General features: G+C 55.2%; 19 protein-coding genes. 10 read left to right on the forward strand and 9 right to left on the reverse strand.

Features of this window, described 5'->3' with window-relative positions; genetic code table 11:
* Positions 1-8 precede the first annotated feature (8 nt).
* The 8 genes from fusA to IEW12_RS12900 all read right to left on the reverse strand — a co-directional run bounded on the left by fusA (position 9) and on the right by IEW12_RS12900 (position 9,704).
* Entirely contained in the window at positions 9-2,123 is a 2,115-nt protein-coding gene (fusA, locus tag IEW12_RS12865) for an elongation factor G (protein ID WP_188566418.1), read from the reverse strand.
* Positions 2,124-2,445: 322 nt separating this feature from the next.
* On the reverse strand, positions 2,446-3,126 hold the full coding sequence (locus IEW12_RS12870; RefSeq protein WP_188566419.1) for a substrate-binding periplasmic protein: 681 nt from the start codon (positions 3,124-3,126) through the stop codon (positions 2,446-2,448).
* Between the two features lie 260 nt (positions 3,127-3,386).
* Complete coding sequence (gene tauC / locus IEW12_RS12875) at positions 3,387-4,268, reverse strand: taurine ABC transporter permease TauC (RefSeq protein ID WP_188566420.1); 882 nt, start codon at positions 4,266-4,268, stop codon at positions 3,387-3,389.
* Positions 4,265-5,089: a taurine ABC transporter ATP-binding protein gene (locus IEW12_RS12880; protein ID WP_188566421.1), complete on the reverse strand. Its 825-nt coding sequence runs from the start codon at positions 5,087-5,089 to the stop codon at positions 4,265-4,267. Before IEW12_RS12880 ends, tauC begins: the two co-directional genes overlap by 4 nt.
* Positions 5,090-5,100: 11 nt before the next feature.
* On the reverse strand, positions 5,101-6,108 hold the full coding sequence (tauA, locus tag IEW12_RS12885; protein ID WP_188566422.1) for a taurine ABC transporter substrate-binding protein: 1,008 nt from the start codon (positions 6,106-6,108) through the stop codon (positions 5,101-5,103).
* Between the two features lie 457 nt (positions 6,109-6,565).
* Entirely contained in the window at positions 6,566-7,549 is a 984-nt protein-coding gene (locus IEW12_RS12890) for a hypothetical protein (protein WP_188566423.1), read from the reverse strand.
* A gap of 329 nt (positions 7,550-7,878) precedes the next feature.
* Positions 7,879-8,181 carry a hypothetical protein gene (locus tag IEW12_RS12895; RefSeq protein WP_188566424.1) on the reverse strand — a complete coding sequence of 101 codons (303 nt, stop codon included), beginning with the start codon at positions 8,179-8,181 and terminating at the stop codon, positions 7,879-7,881.
* A 29-nt stretch (positions 8,182-8,210) separates the two neighbouring features.
* Positions 8,211-9,704 (reverse strand): eCIS core domain-containing protein, encoded by a 1,494-nt coding sequence (locus IEW12_RS12900; RefSeq protein ID WP_229751082.1) that lies wholly within the window; start codon positions 9,702-9,704, stop codon positions 8,211-8,213.
* Positions 9,705-10,513: 809 nt separating this feature from the next.
* On the opposite strand from IEW12_RS12900, the gene groES reads away from it, so the two are divergent.
* Both groES and groL read left to right on the forward strand, forming a co-directional pair.
* A complete protein-coding gene (gene groES, locus IEW12_RS12905; RefSeq protein ID WP_188566425.1) occupies positions 10,514-10,804 on the forward strand; it encodes a co-chaperone GroES in 291 nt (96 codons plus the stop codon).
* A gap of 75 nt (positions 10,805-10,879) precedes the next feature.
* The gene (groL, locus tag IEW12_RS12910; protein ID WP_188566426.1) at positions 10,880-12,532 is read left to right on the forward strand and encodes a chaperonin GroEL; all 1,653 of its coding nucleotides are present in this window, start codon (positions 10,880-10,882) and stop codon (positions 12,530-12,532) included.
* A gap of 135 nt (positions 12,533-12,667) precedes the next feature.
* On the opposite strand, the gene IEW12_RS12915 is transcribed toward groL, so the two are convergent.
* A complete protein-coding gene (locus IEW12_RS12915) occupies positions 12,668-13,303 on the reverse strand; it encodes a tRNA-uridine aminocarboxypropyltransferase (RefSeq protein ID WP_188566427.1) in 636 nt (211 codons plus the stop codon).
* Positions 13,304-13,381: 78 nt separating this feature from the next.
* Between IEW12_RS12915 and IEW12_RS12920 the strand changes: the two genes are divergently transcribed.
* The 8 genes from IEW12_RS12920 (at position 13,382) to IEW12_RS12955 (ending at position 18,852) form a co-directional block, all read left to right on the forward strand.
* Complete coding sequence (locus IEW12_RS12920; protein WP_188566428.1) at positions 13,382-13,855, forward strand: hypothetical protein; 474 nt, start codon at positions 13,382-13,384, stop codon at positions 13,853-13,855.
* 43 nt (positions 13,856-13,898) lie between these two features.
* Positions 13,899-14,381: a GNAT family N-acetyltransferase gene (locus IEW12_RS12925; RefSeq protein WP_188566429.1), complete on the forward strand. Its 483-nt coding sequence runs from the start codon at positions 13,899-13,901 to the stop codon at positions 14,379-14,381.
* Between the two features lie 266 nt (positions 14,382-14,647).
* Positions 14,648-14,941, forward strand: coding sequence for a hypothetical protein (locus tag IEW12_RS12930; RefSeq protein ID WP_188566430.1), 294 nt, complete (start codon positions 14,648-14,650; stop codon positions 14,939-14,941).
* 101 nt (positions 14,942-15,042) lie between these two features.
* Positions 15,043-15,528 carry a GNAT family N-acetyltransferase gene (locus IEW12_RS12935; RefSeq protein WP_188566431.1) on the forward strand — a complete coding sequence of 162 codons (486 nt, stop codon included), beginning with the start codon at positions 15,043-15,045 and terminating at the stop codon, positions 15,526-15,528.
* A 17-nt stretch (positions 15,529-15,545) separates the two neighbouring features.
* Entirely contained in the window at positions 15,546-16,394 is an 849-nt protein-coding gene (locus IEW12_RS12940) for an NUDIX hydrolase (RefSeq protein ID WP_188566432.1), read from the forward strand.
* A 94-nt stretch (positions 16,395-16,488) separates the two neighbouring features.
* Entirely contained in the window at positions 16,489-17,472 is a 984-nt protein-coding gene (locus tag IEW12_RS12945; protein WP_188566433.1) for an eCIS core domain-containing protein, read from the forward strand.
* Positions 17,473-17,493: 21 nt separating this feature from the next.
* A complete protein-coding gene (locus tag IEW12_RS12950) occupies positions 17,494-17,829 on the forward strand; it encodes a YbjQ family protein (protein ID WP_188566434.1) in 336 nt (111 codons plus the stop codon).
* A gap of 63 nt (positions 17,830-17,892) precedes the next feature.
* Positions 17,893-18,852 (forward strand): TIGR03571 family LLM class oxidoreductase, encoded by a 960-nt coding sequence (locus tag IEW12_RS12955; RefSeq protein ID WP_188566435.1) that lies wholly within the window; start codon positions 17,893-17,895, stop codon positions 18,850-18,852.
* The last annotated feature ends 291 nt before the right edge of the window (positions 18,853-19,143 follow it).

Consider the following 19,143-nt stretch of genomic DNA (forward strand, 5'->3'; position numbering starts at 1 on the left):
CCCCCGAACTAGCGTGCTTCGCCCGATTTGCGCGTCATGACCTGTTCTGCCACGTTGCGCGGTGCTTCTGCATAATGTTTAAATTCCATTGTGTAAGTAGCACGGCCCTGTGTCGCTGAACGCAGTGACGTGGAGTAGCCGAACATCTCGGACAAGGGTACCTCGGCCTTGATGATCTTGCCGCCACCGCCAGCGATTTCATCCATGCCCTGCACCATGCCGCGGCGGGATGACAGATCGCCCATCACGGTACCGGCATAGTCTTCCGGCGTTTCCACTTCCACGGCCATCATCGGTTCCAGCAAGACGGGGTTGGCGCGCCGCATGCCTTCCTTGAATGCCATCGAACCTGCCATGCGGAAGGCATTTTCGTTGGAGTCGACATCGTGGTAGGAGCCGAAGATCAGCGTTGCCTTGATATCCACCACAGGGTAGCCTGCCAGCACGCCGGATTTCAGTGTTTCCACGATACCTTTTTCCACCGCAGGGATGAATTCGCGCGGGATCACGCCGCCCTTGATCGCATCGACAAATTCAAAGCCCTTGCCTGGCGGTTGCGGTTCCAGCTTCAGCACCGCATGGCCGTACTGGCCGCGTCCGCCGGACTGCTTGACGAATTTGCCTTCCACGTCATCGGCAACGGCACGGATGGTTTCGCGGTAGGCCACCTGCGGCCTGCCCACGTTGGCTTCCACGCCGAACTCGCGCTTCATCCTGTCCACCAGAATTTCCAGATGCAGCTCGCCCATGCCGGAGATGATGGTCTGGCCGGATTCTTCATCGGTATGCACGCGGAAAGACGGATCTTCCTGCGCCAGGCGGTTCAGCGCGATACCCATTTTTTCCTGGTCTACCTTGGTCTTCGGTTCCACTGCCTGCGAGATCACTGGTTCCGGGAAGATCATGCGTTCCAGGATGATCACGTGATCAGGATCGGTCAGCGTATCGCCAGTGGTGACGTCTTTCAGGCCCACCGCAGCGGCGATATCCCCGGCATACACTTCGCTGATTTCCTTGCGTTCATTCGCATGCATCTGCAAGATGCGTCCCAGGCGCTCCTTCTTGGTCTTGACCGGATTGAACACCGTATCGCCGGAATTGACCTTGCCGGAATAAGCGCGGAAGAACACCAACTGGCCGACGAAAGGATCGGTCATGATCTTGAAAGCTAGCGCAGAGAAAGGCTCGTTATCATCCGGATGGCGTTCTATCTCATTGTCGTCTTCGTCATGGCCCTTGATCGCGGGCACGTCCATCGGCGACGGCAGATAGTCGATCACGGCGTCCAGCATTGCCTGCACGCCCTTGTTCTTGAAGGCGCTGCCGGCCAGCATGGGTACGATCTCGTTGGCGATGGTGCGCTTGCGCAAAGCCGCCTTGATTTCTGTTTCGGTCAGCGGGGTGCCTGCCAGGTATTTCTCCAGCAATTCTTCGCTCGCTTCCGCCGCAGCTTCCACCATCTTGTCATGCCATTCCTGCGCAGACGCCTTCAGGTTTTCCGGGATCTCGCGGTATTCAAACTTGACGCCCTGGCTGGCTTCATCCCAGATGATCGCTTTCATCTTGACCAGGTCAATCACGCCTTCAAAATGATCTTCGGCGCCCACCGGTATCTGAATGGGCACGGCGACGCCTTTCAGGCGTTCGCTGATCTGGCGCTGTACACGGAAAAAGTCGGCGCCTACCCTGTCCATCTTGTTGACAAAGGCCATGCGCGGCACCTGGTACTTGTTCGCCTGGCGCCATACCGTTTCAGATTGCGGCTGCACACCGCCGACGGAGTCGTACACCATCACCGCGCCATCCAGCACGCGCATGGAACGTTCTACCTCGATGGTGAAGTCAACGTGGCCTGGGGTATCAATGATGTTGATGCGATGTTCGGGATAATTTCCGGCCATGCCTTTCCAGAAGGCGGTGGTGGCAGCGGACGTGATAGTGATACCGCGCTCCTGCTCCTGCTCCATCCAGTCCATGGTCGCCGCACCATTATGCACTTCACCGATTTTGTGATTCACTCCTGTATAAAACAGAATGCGCTCGGTGGTGGTGGTCTTGCCTGCATCGATGTGGGCGCTGATACCGATATTGCGGTACAGCTCGATACGGGTTTTGCGGGTCATGGCTATCTCCTTCTGAGAAAACGTGAAAACGTAAGAACTTAAAAGCTTAAGTCTATGATAATCCTAAACGGTAACGCGGGTATGACACGATGGACTTTGCTCCAGATTGGCGTACTGGCGCGCCGGAACATAGGGCATCTACCTGCAAGGGAAAAACTCCAGTCGTCCGTATTTGGAGACAGAGCAAAAAATTAACAGGGGTAAAGATTCAAATTATCATCATTTTTATTTATCGCTGGGATAGCAATTGCCCTATCGCACTAAATAGCGGATTCCCAGAACACCTGTTGTAGCCCTAGGTCCCCCTGGCAGTGCAAGTCCCTCATGGCGAATTACATTGCTCCTGATACTTTTTCTCCGCCCTTTCCTGGATTTTTTTCAGCGTGCCATCCTTCTCCATCGCTGCCAGCACAGTTTCCAGTTCGCGCGCCAGCGCCGTATGGCGCTCGCCAAGGAAGTGGTGGGCGAGCCGTCTTTCCAGTACCGGCTCCAGGATGCGTATCTCGGTCAGGCCCAGTTTTCTCGCGGAGCAGTAATCGGTCAGCGCGTCAACCACAATGTCGGTGCGGCCCGCCGCCAGCTTCTGGAATAGCGAATCGACATTGGGCGCCTTATCCAGCTTCATGCCGTTCAGGCGTTCTTCCAGATATTTGATACCGGCAATCATACCGATGGAGTAGGGCCGCAGGCTTTCATAGCCGGTGACCCTGAACTGCTGGCGCACGCTGAATACTGCGATATCGTTATAAGTAACGGGTACGCTGACCTTGACCATCTTTTCTATCGCTGCAATGCCGCTAGCCGTGATGCCGTCCATGGTTCCCGCCTGCACCTCAGCGAAGCCACGGCGCATGGGGACATCGACAAAGTTCACCTGCACGCCCAGCCTGGCATAGGCATAGTTAAGCACTTCCTTGGTCATCATATCGCCGGCGGGGCTGCCGGTGGCCGCGATCTGCAGAGTGGCGGACAGCGCTGGCACGACGAACAAGAGTAGCGGCATGGCGAACGCCAGCCGGCTTAGGAAAATATGTGTGAATATGCGCGAATAAGCAGGGATACGCACAGGCTGTCTCTATTTTGTAGGTGAGTTCAGTCCCTGAGTTTATGCCATTTTTAACAACAAATGAAAATTTAGTCGCCGGCTGCCCGATTTCGCCCTGCTGGCCGTGTGGGGTGGAGCAAAAACGCTTGAGATGGGAAGAAAACGAGAAGGTAGCGCAGAGCCACGCAGGTCAGCATGGCTCTATGGATGCAAAAATATTAACTATGACTTGCCCAAGGCACGCTCTTTTTTTGCAGGCGCCGCAATGCCCAGTCAAACGCGAAGGCAATGAAGGCGATGACCAGGATGCCCATCACCACCACATCCGTCACCAGGAACTGCGCCGCAGACTGGATCATGAAGCCCAGGCCGCTGGTGGCGGCAATCAGCTCAGCCGCTACCAGCGTAGACCAGCCTACTCCCAGGCCTATGCGTATCCCAGTCAGGATATCCGGCGTAGCGGAAGGCAGTACCACGAAGCGTACCAGTTGCCAGCGCGTGGCCCCCAGCGATCTGGCGGCACGGATGCGGCCTTCATCCACCCGCCGCACACCCTGCACCGTGGCAATAGCCAGCGGCGCAAAAATGGCGAGGTAAATCAGCAATATCTTGGAAAACTCACCTATGCCGCACCAGATCACAATCAGGGGCAGATAGGCCAGCGGAGGGATGGGCCGGTAAAACTCGATCAGGGGATCGAAAACAGCGCCAACACGGCGGCTCAAGCCTATCAGCACGCCCAGCGGCACTGCCGCAGCAACCGCCAGCGCCAGCGCGAGCAAGACCCTCGCCACGCTGACGGAAGTGTGCTGCCACAGGGTCTTGTCCATGAAGCCTCCCGTGGCAACCGCATGGAATTTGCGCAACACATCCGCAGGCGCTGGCAGAAAAAGGCGCGGCACCAGCGAGCACTCCGTTGCCGCCCACCACAGTAGCAGCAGGGACAGCACCGTCGCAAAGGTCAGTGCCGCATCCGATATCTGAAGAGGCCGGCGCCGGGTCTTTGCGTTTTTGGCCTTTGCCGGTGCCTGCACCTGTTCTTGTACTTCCGCCACTGCAGGCGCAGCAGCCAGATGAAAAATGGCATTCAGTTCGCTCATGCTGCCAACTCCTGCTGTTCTTCTTGCACCTCTTGCGCCTCTTGTTCATCATGCTCCTCATGGCGCAAAAGGCTGGCCAGGATTTCTTCTCGCAGCGCGACAAAGCGAGGGTCAGACTTGATGCTGCGGGCAGATTCACCGGCGGCAAAGCGTTCTGAAAAATCCAGCCGACGTATGCTCTCCACCCGGCCGGGTCGGGCGCGCAGCAAGACCAGATCGGTCGCCAGGAATAACGCCTCTTCCACGCTGTGCGTGATCATGAACATGCCTTTGCCTGAGGTTTTCCAGATGCGCAGCAGATGCTCCTGCATGCGTTCGCGCGTCAAGGCATCCAGCGCGCCCAGCGGCTCATCCAACAACAGGAAACGCGGGTCCACTGCCAGCGCGCGCGCCAGGCCCACACGCTGGCGCATGCCGCCGGATATTTTCCAAATAGGGAAATCCGCATACTTTTCCAGGCCCACCAGGGACAGGTAATGCCGCCCCCGGGCCTCGCGCTCCGCCTTGCCCAAGCCCTGCAGGCGCAAGCCGAAACTGATATTTTCCAGCACGCTTTGCCAGGGCAGCAAGGCATCATCCTGGAAAACCACACCGCGATCCGCGCCCGGCCCGCTGACCAGCCTGCCGTCAATGCTCACACTGCCTGCAGTGGGCGCAATAAAGCCGGCGATCACATTCAGCAAGGTGGTCTTGCCGCAGCCCGATTCACCGATCACTACCGTAAAACGACCATCCGGCAAATCCAGCGACAGGTCGCGCAAGACTTCCGTCTTGCCGTCTGCCGCATCGAATGCGACTGTCAGCGATTGCACGCGTATCATCGGCGGCCTTGTTATTGCACGGCTTGTTTGACGAACTGCGTATTGACGAAAGGACGATAATCCGCCAGCACCTTGTCGGCCTTCTTCTGCTCTTTCAGGAATTTGGAAGTATCGTCTATCGCCTTGGCCGTGCCGCCCGCCAGCAATCTGCCTGAGGCTTGCTCTTCCAGCGTAGGGAACAAGCTGCCTTTCAGCAGATCTGGCACATCAGCCTTGTTGGCGCCTGTCAGCCTTGCGATCTTGTCTGCCTGGGCAGAATCCGCCGTCCAGGTCTTGCCGTTCTTGCGGTATTCCGCATAGGCCTTGCCGGTGATGCGCACAAAGGCGGTGACGAAGTCAGGATTTTTTTGCGCGAAATCCTTGCGTACTATCCACGCATCAAATGTCGGCGCGCCCCACTTTGCCACTTCCGATGAATCGGTCAGCACCTTGCCGGATTCTTTGGCCTTGCCCAGCGCTGGGTCCCACACATAGGCAGCGTCAATATCACCGCGCTGCCATGCCGCAGCGATTTCGGTCGGCCGCAGGTTCAGGATGGTGACGCTCTTGGGATCGATCTTCCAGTGCTTCAAGGCAGCCAGCAGGCTGTAATGCGTAGTGGAGACAAAGGGAACCGCGATCTTCTTGCCCACCAGGTCTTGCGCCTTGCTGATGCCGCTGCCATTGCGCACCACCAGCGCCTCTGCCTGGCCGATCTCGGCAGCGACAAAGATCGTCTCTATAGGCAATTCGCGGCTGGCCGCCGCTGCCAGCGGGCTGCTGCCCACATAGCCTATCTGTATATCGCCGGAAGCTACCGCCGTGATCACATCACCGCCGCTCTCGAATTTTTTCCAGTTGATTTTCCAGCCGCTGGCCTTTTCATATTCGCCATCGGCCTGCGCCACCTTGGATGGTTCTACCACGGTCTGGTAGGCAATATTGACTTCCTTGTCCGCCGCTTGCGCCACTCCAGCCACACCCATGATAGACAGGGCAATCGCCAGCGCAGAAAGTTTTTTCAAATAATTGGTTCTCATAGTATCCCTTAAATTCCCTGTATCCGGGTTGACAAGGAAGCGCTCCTCGCCGCCTGCAGTCGGAAGGCTGCCGCAAAACCGGCCCGCCCCTTCTCTTCCTGCAAGCTAAATTTAAAGAATTTCTGGCCTAATCCAAACGAATCATTTCAACTATGGATATGTGGATATTTAGGTGGACCAGCTCTGCAGAGGTCCTTGGCACCAGGCAAGCTAACACCCTTGTCAAACGCATAGCCGCTTTTCAGGCGACAACGGGCACTCACAAAATGGCGGGCCAGGATTCACGCGAATTGCCGGACAGCCTGCTCGACACCTGCACCGCCGAGCGGTGGCCGTCGTCGAAGCGGTGCTGGCGAACACTCTGGCCCAGGCCACCATCACGCGGCCCTATCAGCAGGCCGGTGCAATGCGGGATCCGGCGGCAAATCTGATGCAGCTCGCACAGCCCCAAACTGGGTCACAGGTTCCATCCCTTTATACTTGTATCGAGCTTGTTATCTATATCAAAAGCAACCGAACCGTGTGAATCCGCTTCGCTTTCCAGGTAGTTATCCATCACGCCCTGCCTTGCATTTTGGGATGTCGCCGCACCTACCTTCGCATGGTAGACATCTTCGGCCTTGTCCACGCTGTCGATATTCATGCCATATTTTCCCACTAGCGTTTTTTTATTCGGCGAGTTTGCCTTCCCCCAGCCACTTAACACTCGCGACGTGCCATCCCTTTCATGCGTAAAGGCCCTGGAATAGGGGCCCCTCACGTCGACATTTAGTTTCTTAATTTTTCCCTTAGGTACGGGCTGTTGATCTCTCAGCGCAATCATCTTTTCCTTGAGTTCGGCGGCGAAACGCTCAATGACAGAACCATCGCCCTCCTTCGCCACGATCGTTCTTTTCAGATCGCCCTCAAAGCTCTTATCCGCCGCCATGCACGAGTGAAACTGAATCTTGCGAATCGTCTTAAGCTGATCCAAACTTAGCTTAGTGGTGAATTCACCCGCCAATGCCTTTGCCCAGATGGTGTTGCCGTTATAAAAAATACCGCCTTGATTTCCATGCCCGATCAGATGTATCTCCGCCAGGTCGGCATTGGGGAATTGCGGATACTGCACGCTTTGGCCCGTTCCCAGCCGAGCCCCCTCTTCTGCTATGGACGTGTTCTCAGTTCTTTCCTCCGGCTTGCTCGTATCTGCCGCATATGGCCTGAAAACGATGCGCGCCAACTGAGCGACCGGCTGGCCTTGGCTGGCGGCCATCAACTGACTCATGGATTTCAGTTGGACAGAGCGGGCGCTATTCGCGGCCATATCCTGCAAAGCCCGTAGTTGCACGGCTTGCGGACTGTTGGCAGCGAGTCGCTGATGCGTGCTCACGCCCCCCGCTTGCACATCGCGGTCCGGCTGCCTGTCATTCCTGGGTACTTTGGGGGCGGTTACACGCATAAACATTCCCTGAAGTTGGTAGCGGGTCAACAGGATTAAACACCTCGCTGTTGCCTTTGTCTATACAAATGCGAGCAATGGGCGATTGGTGCTTGCAAACTGGCTATTGCCTGGATCGATGACGAAGACAGCACGGCAGGATTGGAAAAAGTGCTCCGTCGCTGACTTATCCCGGCTTAACTTTGAATATGTGAATATCCAGAGCCACGAGGTCAGTTGCGAGCCCTCGGCCCATCAGCAGTTGACAAACCGTGTACATGCCAACCGTTGCATGATCCCAGACCCGGTCCATCCGCTAAAGGCTATCGTCTCCCCAACTCCTTTTTCAATCAGTCACGCTGCTCCTCCGCCGACAGTGCGTCTGCAAGCCCTAGCAACTCAGAAAACAGACCGCGTTGTGCGCGTAATGATGCAAGTTCTCGCAAGTCGTTCAATAGACTATCAAAATCCGGTTGATCCTCAATGGCTATAGCGTCGTTCCCCGCGTTTTGGAGGTCGTGATCCAAGGACGCTTCGACCGTCGCGATGGTTGCAGCAATTTCGCGTAGCGATTCTTGCCACTCTCGCACCATTTCGACACGAACTTCAGTAGGCAACGAGTGGACAAAAAAAACTGATTGAGGAGATGACATGTGGAAAACTTCCAAGCATAATGTTTCTTCTATACTCGTGTGGCGGCGGGAAGGACTATCTCCACCGAATAGCTCATCCGTCCACCTCGCCCTACAGCCTGACGCAAGTGAACCCGGAAGTCGCGATCGTAGGTTAAGCCGCCAGCTACTCCATCGCGAACAGCAACAGTCAGCAGTATTGTAGGGCCCCAAAGTCCTCCAGGGTACGGTATCGCCTGCGGATAGTAATTTTTAGCAAACCCATTATTTGATACAGCATCAATGACAGTCTGATCTACTGCAGCCCGATTACCGACTATTGTCGCAACCTGAGTGGGGTGTGTAACCTCCACTTCAACTGTAGCACTAGAATACCCCGTTCTCCGGGACAATTGAGAGATTGCCGATGTCAGCATTCCATCGAGTCCGTTTTGTGTTGTCGTTCGTTTGACCTCGATGGCCCCTTTTACTCCCCCTGGGCCCTGCGTAACAATTAAATCCGGGTCACGCAAATTACTGACTCCGCCTCTTGCGCCTTGTTCGTTTAAAATATTCCTAGCGGCATTGCGCCCTGCTTTGACTTCTTGTTGGTAGTAGTACCCTCCGGCATGGGAATCAATTTCCTCCATATCGTGCATAAGGCCCAAGACACTACTGCGCAAGAAGGGATTGAGCCCATCCGCAACCACGTCGTTATGGCTTCCGTTAGCAGGCAGCAGATAGTGGTTGTACGCGCCCTGTAGAGCCAAAATATCGGCCTGAACATGCCCATCCACGATACCATGCTTCGCATGATGCTGGTTCCAAATTGTTTGCGCGTTGGTTAGTTCAGCTGCCGTCAATTGTGTGACTGGCGAGGAATTTGGAATCATTCCCAACATCTCAACCGGACCCTTTTCAACTAAGTGCCCAAGGCGAGAAGCCTGCTCTCCCATCAAATCTGCCTCTCCCTCTAACCCAACATCATCATTGAGAGGAGTTCCCGGCTTCATCTGCATGGTCGCCCGAACCCGTCCCTGCGCCTGCTGCACAACATGCCAAGCCTCATGCGACAAATGTCTCTCCTGACCAGGCCCCACATGAATCTCGCTCCCCTGCGCATATGCATGCGCCAACAACTGCGCCGGTTTTTCCGAGTTGTAGTGCACCTTTACATGATCCATGCTTATTCCAGACAGCGATTCGATCCCTGATTTCAACTGATTTGGCAGCCCGGTATTGTTAGGCTTCTCCTCTCGCTGCACAGGCGATAACTGAGGGGGCATTTCCCCGTTTTCTTCCAGTTGAGCTGCCCCACCAAATAGTGCATTTATTTTATTGCGCTGCGCCACCATCCTCGGGCTGTTGTGAATAGCATCGCTCAATGCCTGTTGCTGCAGCACACGCGGGCTGTTATTCATCATCTCAGCCAGTTTGCGTTGGGCCGCAGCCGCTGGCCGGCTGTCCACAAAATCCCGCTCCTGCAATGCTATCCCGGCAGTTGTCCTCTGGACGGCATCAGGCTGTTTTTCTGCTTGGAGCGGTGGTTGCTGGGGCGTGTGCATGCTGGCGGCCTTCTTATGTGAGTAATGCCATCAATATGACCTCGTGATCATAGTTCACTTTTTTACAGTGAAGCATACGAGGTCGGGGGAAACGCCTATGACCACCCGACACATCCCAAGGAGCAGGCATTCTTGTCCTGTTTTTCGCACTCCTTGAGTCTTAATGTCAAGAATGCTCTACAGCACCACCAACGGCTGACTTTTCATTCTTATTCCCTCTGCAGATATGCTTGTCTCAGAAAATATTTTCATGTTTTTATGCAAGTAGCAGTTTAGAAAAGATTTTAAAAATAACAAGTATCAAATTAACATCCATCTTGAGCATCTGGAACAGTGTGAAAGCGGTATATCTGATTATCAACAATCGGATACACGGGGGAATTCGTTATGAGCGAGACGCATCAATGCCTGCTCGTTGTATGGGATCATTTGTGACTTATGCCCCAACATATTTAGCTTGCTGAGTAGGCTAGATCAATTGGTAGTTTGGTGGTCACTCCATGCAGAGGGCGGGTCTAAATGAGAAAAATTCCAGCAATAAATGAATTGCAGCAACTAAACCCCTGATTATTAAGTAAAAATTAATTTACCCCGTTTTCTTCCCTTGAAAATCCCCACCCTCGCCCCTATAATTAGCACTCGTCCAAAGAGAGTGCTAACAGCCTTTCCACGGTCGTGAGGCTGCGCAGCAGCCGCTAGAGAATAACCCCATGGATTTGGCAACGTTGCGGCTTTTGGCAACATCGCTGCAACACAAAGCCATGTTTTCATTTTGTTATAAACCATAGCTAATTAATTAAGGAGCTCGTATGAACCTTCGCCCCCTGCATGATCGCCTGATCGTAGAACGTCTGGAACAAGAAGAAAAAACTGCATCCGGTATCGTTCTGCCTGGCGCAGCCGCTGAAAAACCAGATCAAGGTCGTGTTCTGGCAGTTGGCACTGGCAAACAGCTCGACGACGGCAAAGTACGTCCGCTGGATGTCAAAGTTGGCGATCTGATCCTGTTCGGCAAATATTCCGGCCAGGCTGTCAAAGTTGACGGCAAAGAAGTCCTGGTTATGCGCGAAGAAGACGTCTTCGCAATCGTACAGAAATAATTTGCAATTCATTTGCGCTGCACGGCAGGCAAATGAATTTACCCGCATCTACCCTTAAGAATCTGGAGATTTGATATGGCAGCTAAACAAGTAATTTTCGGCGATGACGCACGCGCCAAGATCGTAAACGGCGTGAACATTCTCGCCAACGCAGTTAAAGTAACCCTGGGCCCTAAAGGCCGTAACGTTGTTCTGGAGCGTTCTTTCGGCGCACCGACAGTCACCAAGGACGGTGTTTCTGTTGCTAAAGAAATCGAACTGAAAGACAAGCTGGAAAACATGGGCGCGCAGCTCGTGAAAGAAGTTGCTTCCCGCACTTCCGACAACGCTGGTGACGGCACAACAACAGCGACTGTACTGGCACAAGCCATCGTTCGCGAAGGTTTCAAATACGTTGCAGCCGGCTTCAACCCAACCGACCTGAAACGCGGTATCGACAAAGCAGTTATCGCTATCGTCGGCGAAGTTAAAAACCTGGCCAAGCCAACAACAACCAACAAAGAAATCGCTCAAGTTGGTTCCATCTCCGCTAACTCCGACGCAGACATCGGCGACATCATCGCCAAGGCAATGGACAAAGTGGGCAAGGAAGGCGTTATCACTGTTGAAGACGGCAAATCCCTGAACAACGAACTGGACATCGTTGAAGGTATGCAGTTTGACCGTGGCTACCTGTCACCATACTTCATCAACAATCCAGAAAAACAATCCGTGATTCTGGAAAACCCGTTCATCCTGTTGTTCGACAAAAAAATCTCGAACATCCGTGACCTGCTGCCAGTACTGGAACAAGTTGCAAAATCCGGCCGCCCACTGCTGATCATCGCTGAAGATGTTGATGGCGAAGCACTGGCAACTCTGGTTGTGAACAACATCCGCGGTATCCTGAAAACAGCCGCTGTCAAAGCGCCTGGTTTCGGCGATCGTCGCAAGGCAATGCTGGAAGATATCGCTATCCTGACCGGCGGCCAAGTGATCGCTGAAGAAGTCGGCCTGACACTGGAAAAAGCAACTCTGGCAGATCTGGGCCAAGCTAAACGTATCGAAATCGGTAAAGAAAACACAACCGTGATCGACGGCGCTGGCCAGGCAACTGGTATCGAAGCACGCGTTAAACAAATCCGCGCGCAAATCGAAGAAGCAACTTCCGACTACGACCGTGAAAAACTGCAAGAACGCGTTGCCAAACTGGCAGGCGGCGTTGCTGTGATCAAGGTTGGTGCTGCAACTGAAGTTGAAATGAAAGAGAAGAAAGCACGCGTTGAAGATGCACTGCACGCTACTCGCGCAGCTGTAGAAGAAGGCGTTGTTCCTGGCGGCGGCGTTGCCCTGTTGCGCGCACGTGCTAACGTTAAAGACCTGAAAGGCGACAACGCTGATCAGGAAGCCGGTATCAAGATCGTTCTGCGCGCTATCGAAGAACCTCTGCGCCAGATCGTTGCCAATGCTGGCGACGAACCATCTGTTGTTGTTAACCAAGTGTTGCAAGGCACTGGCAACTACGGCTACAACGCTGCCAACGGCACCTACGGCGACCTGGTAGAACTGGGCGTTCTGGATCCAGCTAAAGTAACACGCTCCGCATTGCAAAATGCAGCGTCTGTTGCCGGCCTGATCCTGACTACCGATGCTCTGGTTGCAGAACTGCCAGAAGACAAGTCCGGCGGCGGTATGCCAGGCGGCATGGGTGGTATGGGCGGCATGGGTGGCATGGACGGCATGATGTAATTCCGCAAGGAATACACACTGTCCTGAAGCCTCGCTTCACTCAGTCTGAACAAAAAGCCCCGCAGTGCAAACTGCGGGGCTTTTTGCTTTAGCGGATGCTGCTATCAATGGCGCAGAATGCCGCAGCCGTGCCTCCTATACCTCTCCCGGCATATGCACGTAACTGCCCTGCTGCGCGACAAAGCCCCTGAAAGCCTGCAGCAACGGCTGGTATTTTTCTTCATCCCTTTCCAACTGCATCAGCGCGTAGCAGCTTGCCTCCAGCGTGGAGAGCTGATGTTCTCCGTGCGCCTTGCGTATCAGATACTGCGAGGCCGGCACATCTTGTAAAGGCAGGCGCGGCAGCTTTTGCAGCAAGGGATTCAGATACAGCATCTTGCGGCTCTTGCGCCAGGTCCCGTCCAGCACGACCAGGCGCAGTTGCGAAGGATTCTCCAGTATTGCTGGCAGCAGCGGCGGTGCGGATATCAGGCCCAGGGATTTGTCATCCGGCGTTTCCGGATACAGCAATACCGGCATCCTGGCATCTGCATATAGCCAGGCCTGCAAATCATCGGCATTAAATACCTCGCCGGTATGCAGGCTGCTGCCGGCCAGGCTCATGTGCAGCAGACGTGCGGTGCCCTTGGCATTATTCACTTCCATGGGGTGCTGCAAGATCACCACGTCCACTGCGGGCGCTACGGTGCTAACCCACTGGCAGATGCAGGTGCGCTGCGGGCGCAGGCAGTATTGGCAAATAAGACGTTTGGTACCGGTATTTGAGATCATGCAGCAATTTTATCCAAATCCCGGCCGCCGCAGTATGATTCCTCCGCTTCCATCGCTCTTGCCCCGAAAAGGACATTCATGAACAGCCCCAACTCCTTGATACTGATGCTGGCCATGTGCGTGGCTACCGCCGTCTATGCGGCCGATCCGGGCGGCCTGGTGACGCGAGAGATTCACCAGACCCCACAAGCCGCAGGTGGTGGCAAACCCCTGGATGTGCGGGTGGAAGAAACCGCCAGGGATGCGAAGACTTCCACGGTGGGAATCCGCTTTGTGTCCGGCGCCTCCGTGCCCTCATCCATGTTCATCATGCATGCGATCTACGACATTGCACAGGCCCGCGGCGCTCGCTACTTTGTCAAACTCAGCGAACACGTGAACGATCAAGGGCAACGCATCATGCTGATCGGTTTTTCCAAAGACAAGGTGGCCGACATCAATGCCTACTACCAGACTGAGCAGATCAGCAACCTCAGCAAGGATCTGGAGCAGGTCGATGTCTCCATGTTTGACCTGATCTTCAAGGCACAGGCCAAGGAAAGTAAAAACTAGGCGACAATAAGCGTCTTCATCTCCCCTTAACTCAGGAGCGACAATGCGCAGGCAGGCCGCAGTATCCGATTTCGACGCTGTATTTTCCATCTATATGGATGAGCGGGTCATCCCCTTCCTTGGCTACGATCCTATGCCGCGCGAGGAATTTGGCACCGTGTATGCCGAGCTGATTGCGGGCGGCAATTTCTTTGTGCATGAACTGGATGGAGTAATCACCGGCTTCTATAAAATCAACCGCTACCCGGGCCGCGCCCGGCATGTGGGCTATGTCGGCTCATTTGCGGTCAACCCCGCATTCCAGGGGCGCGGGCTGGCTACAAGCATGCTGAAGGATGCAATCGCCGATCTGCATGCGCGTGGCGTAAAAAGAGTCGAGCTGATCGTGGAAAGCGATAACCCTGTCGCTATCGCACTGTATGAAAAATGCGGCTTTGAAAAAGAAGGCACGCTACGCCAGTTTTACAAGCGCGCCAGCGAAGCACACTATGTGGATGATTACATCATGGCGCTGCTGCTGGAGTAAAAAGGTCGCCTGCGATCCCTGCGGCAGCGAAAATGCAGCCCTGCGCGCGCCATGATATTTGGCGGCTTGCAAATACAGCTACATGGGCCTGATATTAAGGCTCGATGCATGCAAACAGGATTGGCCCTATACTGATTGCGGCTTCCTGGTTTCCCGCTTATTTCTTCCCTCATTGTTACGCGTATAGTTCTTGAACTCACCCGCGCCGTGCACTAAGCTGGAAAGTCCAGAATCTCGCAAACTGTATAACCCTACAGGTGATCTTTATGGCAACGTCTCCGATTGCTTCCAGTACACAACAGTATTACTACACGCCGCCTCAACCCGGTACGATAGACAATAACCAGAATTTGTCGGTCAGCCAGGGTAGCACCAGCACTCAGCAGACCAGCCAGGTTGCACAAACGCAAACTACTTCCGCGCCAAAAGCGACTTCGGAATCCAACAGGATAGAAGACCAGCAAGATCAGCAGCAAAATCAGCCTGCTCCGCCACCGCCCCCTCCCACTGTCAATACCAGCGGGCAACTTACCGGGACCACGCTCAGCACCACCGCCTGATCAGACCATACCCAAAAAACAAGCTCGCCATGTGCGGGCTTTTTTTATGTGGAATGACTTATACTTTCCTTCATACCAACATCAAAGCCCGAGGGAAGCGCATGGCAGAAATACAATTACGGGATGTCATCGCCAGCGACCTGCCCGTTTTCTTCCGCAACCAACTGGATGCCGATGCCAATCACATGGCGGCGTTCACTGCCAAAGATCCTGCGGACAGGGATGCGTTTGATCATCACTGGGCCAAGATCATTGCCGACAGCAGCATCCCCATACAGACCATCACTTTAGGTAATGAGGTAATAGGCCACGTGCTCAGCTACGAACTGGCCGGCGCAACCGAAGTCAGTTACTGGATAAGCAAGGAATACTGGGGGCGGGGCTTGGCGACACAGGCAATGCGGGCTTTCCTGCAGTTACAGACGGTACGTCCGCTGCATGCCCGCGCAGCCAAAGACAATATCGCATCGCTGCGCGTGCTGGAAAAATGCGGCTTTGTGATTACAGGGGTAGACCGGGGCTACGCCAATGCGCGCGGTGCAGAAATAGAAGAGTTTGTCTTGCAACTGAATGCAGCGCGCGCCTGACCGCAGCGGATAAAACAATGACAGAACAAGACTTCGCGGCGTCGGATGAATGGAGCAATTGCGTTGCTGCGCTGGCTGCGCACTTTCACTCCGAGGCTAGTGTCTTCGGCCTTTACAAAGCTCTCCCACAATTACAAACTACCGGTGCATTTCCATTCCCGCCGGAATTGCAGGAAGATGCCGAACGGCACCGCGAGCGACTGCACAAGCTGCAGCGCCCGAACGAGTGGCACGCGCTGCTGCAATCACCGATGGCTGCCGGACAATTGCCAGCGACATTAAACCTGCAGACGCTGGATTTTGCCGGCATCTGCGCCTTGCGCGAGCATGGCCACAAGCCGGCCATCGTCAGCACTTGCGCGGTGCTGGTGTGTGCGGAACGCAGAGAGATCTTGCTGCATCGCCGCTCCCTAGACTCCGCCACAGAACCCGGAGCCTTGCATACGATAGGCGGCGCCTACACTCCTCGCATCAGGCAGGCAGATCAAGGGCCGGCAGATATCCACGGGCTGCTGGACACCGTACGCAGGGAAATCGCAGAGGAAACCAGCCTCAGGCTTGCCATCTCCCCGCTGCCGCCGGTACTGTGCCTGCAGGAACTGGCAAGCGGTTTCATCCAGTATGCGTTCCTGGGTGTGCCTGTGGCTGCCAATGCGATGGACGCACTACAAAGCAACTGGGAAGGCAGCATAGCCAGGGTGCGCTTTGACGACTTGCGCGAACTATTGGCAGCTCCCGGCTGGGTTGCCAGCGGCAAGCTGCATGTGCTGGCCTGGCTAAGCCTGGGTGCTCCGGGTGCCGGCAGTGGCTCAAAATTCGGTGGTCTGGGCGCGCAGGAATTATTTCGTTCCGCGATCCGGCCCTAAACCCATTCGCTCATTCACTCATCTGCCCATTTGTCCACTTCAGCCATTTTCTTTGCTACACTCGTTTCCATTTCGTCCACACTGAATGTCATCCATGAAAAAAAGCACATTGATTAGCTGTCTGCTGACTACCCTGTTTGCTTCGCTGGCATCCAGCGCCTATGCAGAGCCGACCACCTTCAGCTTCGCCACCGTACAGCAAGGCCAGAGCATACTGACGACACGCGATGACTTCGTGCAAGGCCTGAGCCCCTTCGACCGCGCCGCCCGCCTGAAAACCGCCGGCGAAGTGGCCGAGCCTGCCTACCTGAAATTTGTCAGCGAGAACGTGCAGGAATGGAGCGGCAGGGAAAAAGAACTGGTGCAAGCCACCGTCGCCCAATTGCAGGCCAGGCTGACCGAATTGTCGCTGCCTTTTCCAAAGCCTGTGGTGATGATCAAGACTAGCGGCAAAGAAGAAGGCGGCGCTGCCTATACCCGCGGCAATGCCATCATCCTGACCGAGGCGGAACTATCCGAAAAAAGCAAGACCGGCCTGCCGCGCCTGATCAGCCATGAGCTATTCCATGTGCTGAGCCGCCAGAATCCCGCACTGCGCGAAAAACTGTATGCGGTGATCGGCTTCCAGCCCTGCGGCGAACTGGCCTTCCCTGCCACGCTGAAAGCAGTCAAGCTCACCAATCCGGATGCGCCGAGGAATGACTATTGCATACAGGTGAAAGCCGGTGATACCAGCAGCTGGGCCATGCCCATCCTGTACGCGAATGCGGCCCACTACGACCCGGTAAAAGGCGGCGAGTTTTTTGATTACCTGAACTTCAAGCTGCTGCTGGTAGAAAAAGGCAATGCAATAACACCCGCGCAGCCCCGCAATGACGACAAGGGCCCGCGCCTGCTGGAAGTGAGAGAAGTGACAGGATTTTTCGAGCAGATAGGCAAGAACACCAACTACATCATCCATCCGGAAGAAATCATGGCCGACAATTTTGCGATGATGATGGTGAAAGATCCCAAGATCGCCTCGCCGGAAATCATCAGCAAGATGCAGGCCGTGCTGGACGGCGCCAAACAAAGATAAGCCAATATCAACGGAGGCAGCATGCATAATTCTATGATCACTACGGCGCTGGAATTGCCGGGCCATGCCGTCGTCAAGAACTTCGGCGTGGTGCGCGGCATCACCGTGCGCTCGCGCTCCATCGTCGGCAATTTTTTCGGCGGCCTGCAATCGCTGTTCGGCGGTAACATCACCATCTACACCCAGCTATGCGAACAGGCCCGCGCAGAAACCTACGAACAGATGTGCAGGCACGCGCGCCAGATGGGCGCCAATGCCATCATCGCGATGCGTTACGATGCAACCGAGGTAATGCCGGGTTTGACCGAGGTGCTGTGTTATGGGACGGCGGTGACGGTGGTGCCGGCCAATTCCTGAATTGGCGCCTGACCGTTTGTTGATCTGAAATAGCATCACTATTCAAATGCAGGAGCAGTCCGCATGACTCAGGCAAAGCAATTCAATGCGGCATATGCCCAGGTATTCGGCGCCGGCCATATGACGCTGGGCTTGATGACACCGCTCGCGCGCAAGCCCGGCGAGGCTGCGGACATTACTGCGGAAATGATGCTTGCTGCGCGTGCCGATGCACTGGGCTTTTCTGCGCTATGGACGCGGGAGGTGCCGCTGGTGATTCCGCAGGGCAGCGATGGCGAAGCCGCAGTGCTGGATGATCCTTTCCTGTGGCTGGCAGCGCTGGCCGTGGCGGCGCCGCATATTGCAATAGGTACTGCGGCGACGGTGCTGCCATTGCGGCATCCCTTGCATCTGGCAAAGACTGCCTTGTCGATGGACAGGATGACCGGAGGCAGGTTTATCCTGGGCCTGGGATCGGGGGATCGCCCGGCGGAGTTTGCCGCCTTTGGCCAGGACCTGAACCAGAACAATATCGTCTTTCGCGAGCATTGGAACATCTTGCGTTCCGCGCTGTCACCGGACAGCGAAGAGCGGCAAGCCATGCTTGCCGCTACGGGCGGCTATCAGATAGGCATTGCACCGGCTACGCAGATTCCCATGCTGGCCGTAGGCACCGCCAAGCAGTCCTTGCAATGGATCGCCGCCAATGCGGATGGCTGGGCCACTTACCATAGGGAAGAGCTGCGGCAGCAAGGGCGCATAGGCTTATGGGAAAGCGCGCTGGACGATAGGGCAATGGGAGAGCGCAAGCCATTCGTGCAATCACTGCAACTGGATTTGCTGGAGCGCCATGATGCGCCGCTGGAGCCTATAGAACTGGGAGCCCGTACCGGGCGCACTGCACTACTCGGCTATCTGGAGCGGATATCACAGCAAGGCGTGCGCCATGTTTTGCTGAACCTCAGCCGCGGCAGCAGGCCGGTACAAGACATCGTTGATGAACTAGGGATCCATATCGTTCCGCAACTAGAACTCATTTCATAAATAGGAGTGAGATGCGTTTGCCTTAAAAGCGGCGCTGGCAAGGCGTGCGAGGCGTCAATAGCCAAGCTATTGACAACGAGTGCAATGCAGTCCAGCGCCGCTTTTAAGACAAACCCTTCGGGAACGGCCCATTTGGGCGCATTGCAGCGTTGTGCGGGGACGCCGAGTTCGCTAGTAAAGGGAACCACCCTTTACGTCGCGACGCGCCTCGCACTGCATCCCAAATGGACTCGTTCGCACTCGCTCCTATTTATGAAATGAGTTCTAAAAAATCTACGCGGCCCTTCAGCA

The organism is Parundibacterium terreum, assembly GCF_014636315.1.
Taxonomy (GTDB): Bacteria; Pseudomonadota; Gammaproteobacteria; order Burkholderiales; family Burkholderiaceae_D; genus Undibacterium; species Undibacterium terreum.

Coding starts and splice junctions, on each gene's coding strand:
- fusA (WP_188566418.1), bottom strand. CDS start 2,123: ATGACCCGCAAAACCCGTATCGAGCTGTACCGCAATATCGGTATCAGC.
- IEW12_RS12870 (WP_188566419.1), bottom strand. CDS start 3,126: ATGCCGCTACTCTTGTTCGTCGTGCCAGCGCTGTCCGCCACTCTGCAG.
- tauC (WP_188566420.1), bottom strand. CDS start 4,268: ATGAGCGAACTGAATGCCATTTTTCATCTGGCTGCTGCGCCTGCAGTG.
- IEW12_RS12880 (WP_188566421.1), bottom strand. CDS start 5,089: ATGATACGCGTGCAATCGCTGACAGTCGCATTCGATGCGGCAGACGGC.
- tauA (WP_188566422.1), bottom strand. CDS start 6,108: ATGAGAACCAATTATTTGAAAAAACTTTCTGCGCTGGCGATTGCCCTG.
- IEW12_RS12890 (WP_188566423.1), bottom strand. CDS start 7,549: ATGCGTGTAACCGCCCCCAAAGTACCCAGGAATGACAGGCAGCCGGAC.
- IEW12_RS12895 (WP_188566424.1), bottom strand. CDS start 8,181: ATGTCATCTCCTCAATCAGTTTTTTTTGTCCACTCGTTGCCTACTGAA.
- IEW12_RS12900 (WP_229751082.1), bottom strand. CDS start 9,704: ATGCACACGCCCCAGCAACCACCGCTCCAAGCAGAAAAACAGCCTGAT.
- groES (WP_188566425.1), top strand. CDS start 10,514: ATGAACCTTCGCCCCCTGCATGATCGCCTGATCGTAGAACGTCTGGAA.
- groL (WP_188566426.1), top strand. CDS start 10,880: ATGGCAGCTAAACAAGTAATTTTCGGCGATGACGCACGCGCCAAGATC.
- IEW12_RS12915 (WP_188566427.1), bottom strand. CDS start 13,303: ATGATCTCAAATACCGGTACCAAACGTCTTATTTGCCAATACTGCCTG.
- IEW12_RS12920 (WP_188566428.1), top strand. CDS start 13,382: ATGAACAGCCCCAACTCCTTGATACTGATGCTGGCCATGTGCGTGGCT.
- IEW12_RS12925 (WP_188566429.1), top strand. CDS start 13,899: ATGCGCAGGCAGGCCGCAGTATCCGATTTCGACGCTGTATTTTCCATC.
- IEW12_RS12930 (WP_188566430.1), top strand. CDS start 14,648: ATGGCAACGTCTCCGATTGCTTCCAGTACACAACAGTATTACTACACG.
- IEW12_RS12935 (WP_188566431.1), top strand. CDS start 15,043: ATGGCAGAAATACAATTACGGGATGTCATCGCCAGCGACCTGCCCGTT.
- IEW12_RS12940 (WP_188566432.1), top strand. CDS start 15,546: ATGACAGAACAAGACTTCGCGGCGTCGGATGAATGGAGCAATTGCGTT.
- IEW12_RS12945 (WP_188566433.1), top strand. CDS start 16,489: ATGAAAAAAAGCACATTGATTAGCTGTCTGCTGACTACCCTGTTTGCT.
- IEW12_RS12950 (WP_188566434.1), top strand. CDS start 17,494: ATGCATAATTCTATGATCACTACGGCGCTGGAATTGCCGGGCCATGCC.
- IEW12_RS12955 (WP_188566435.1), top strand. CDS start 17,893: ATGACTCAGGCAAAGCAATTCAATGCGGCATATGCCCAGGTATTCGGC.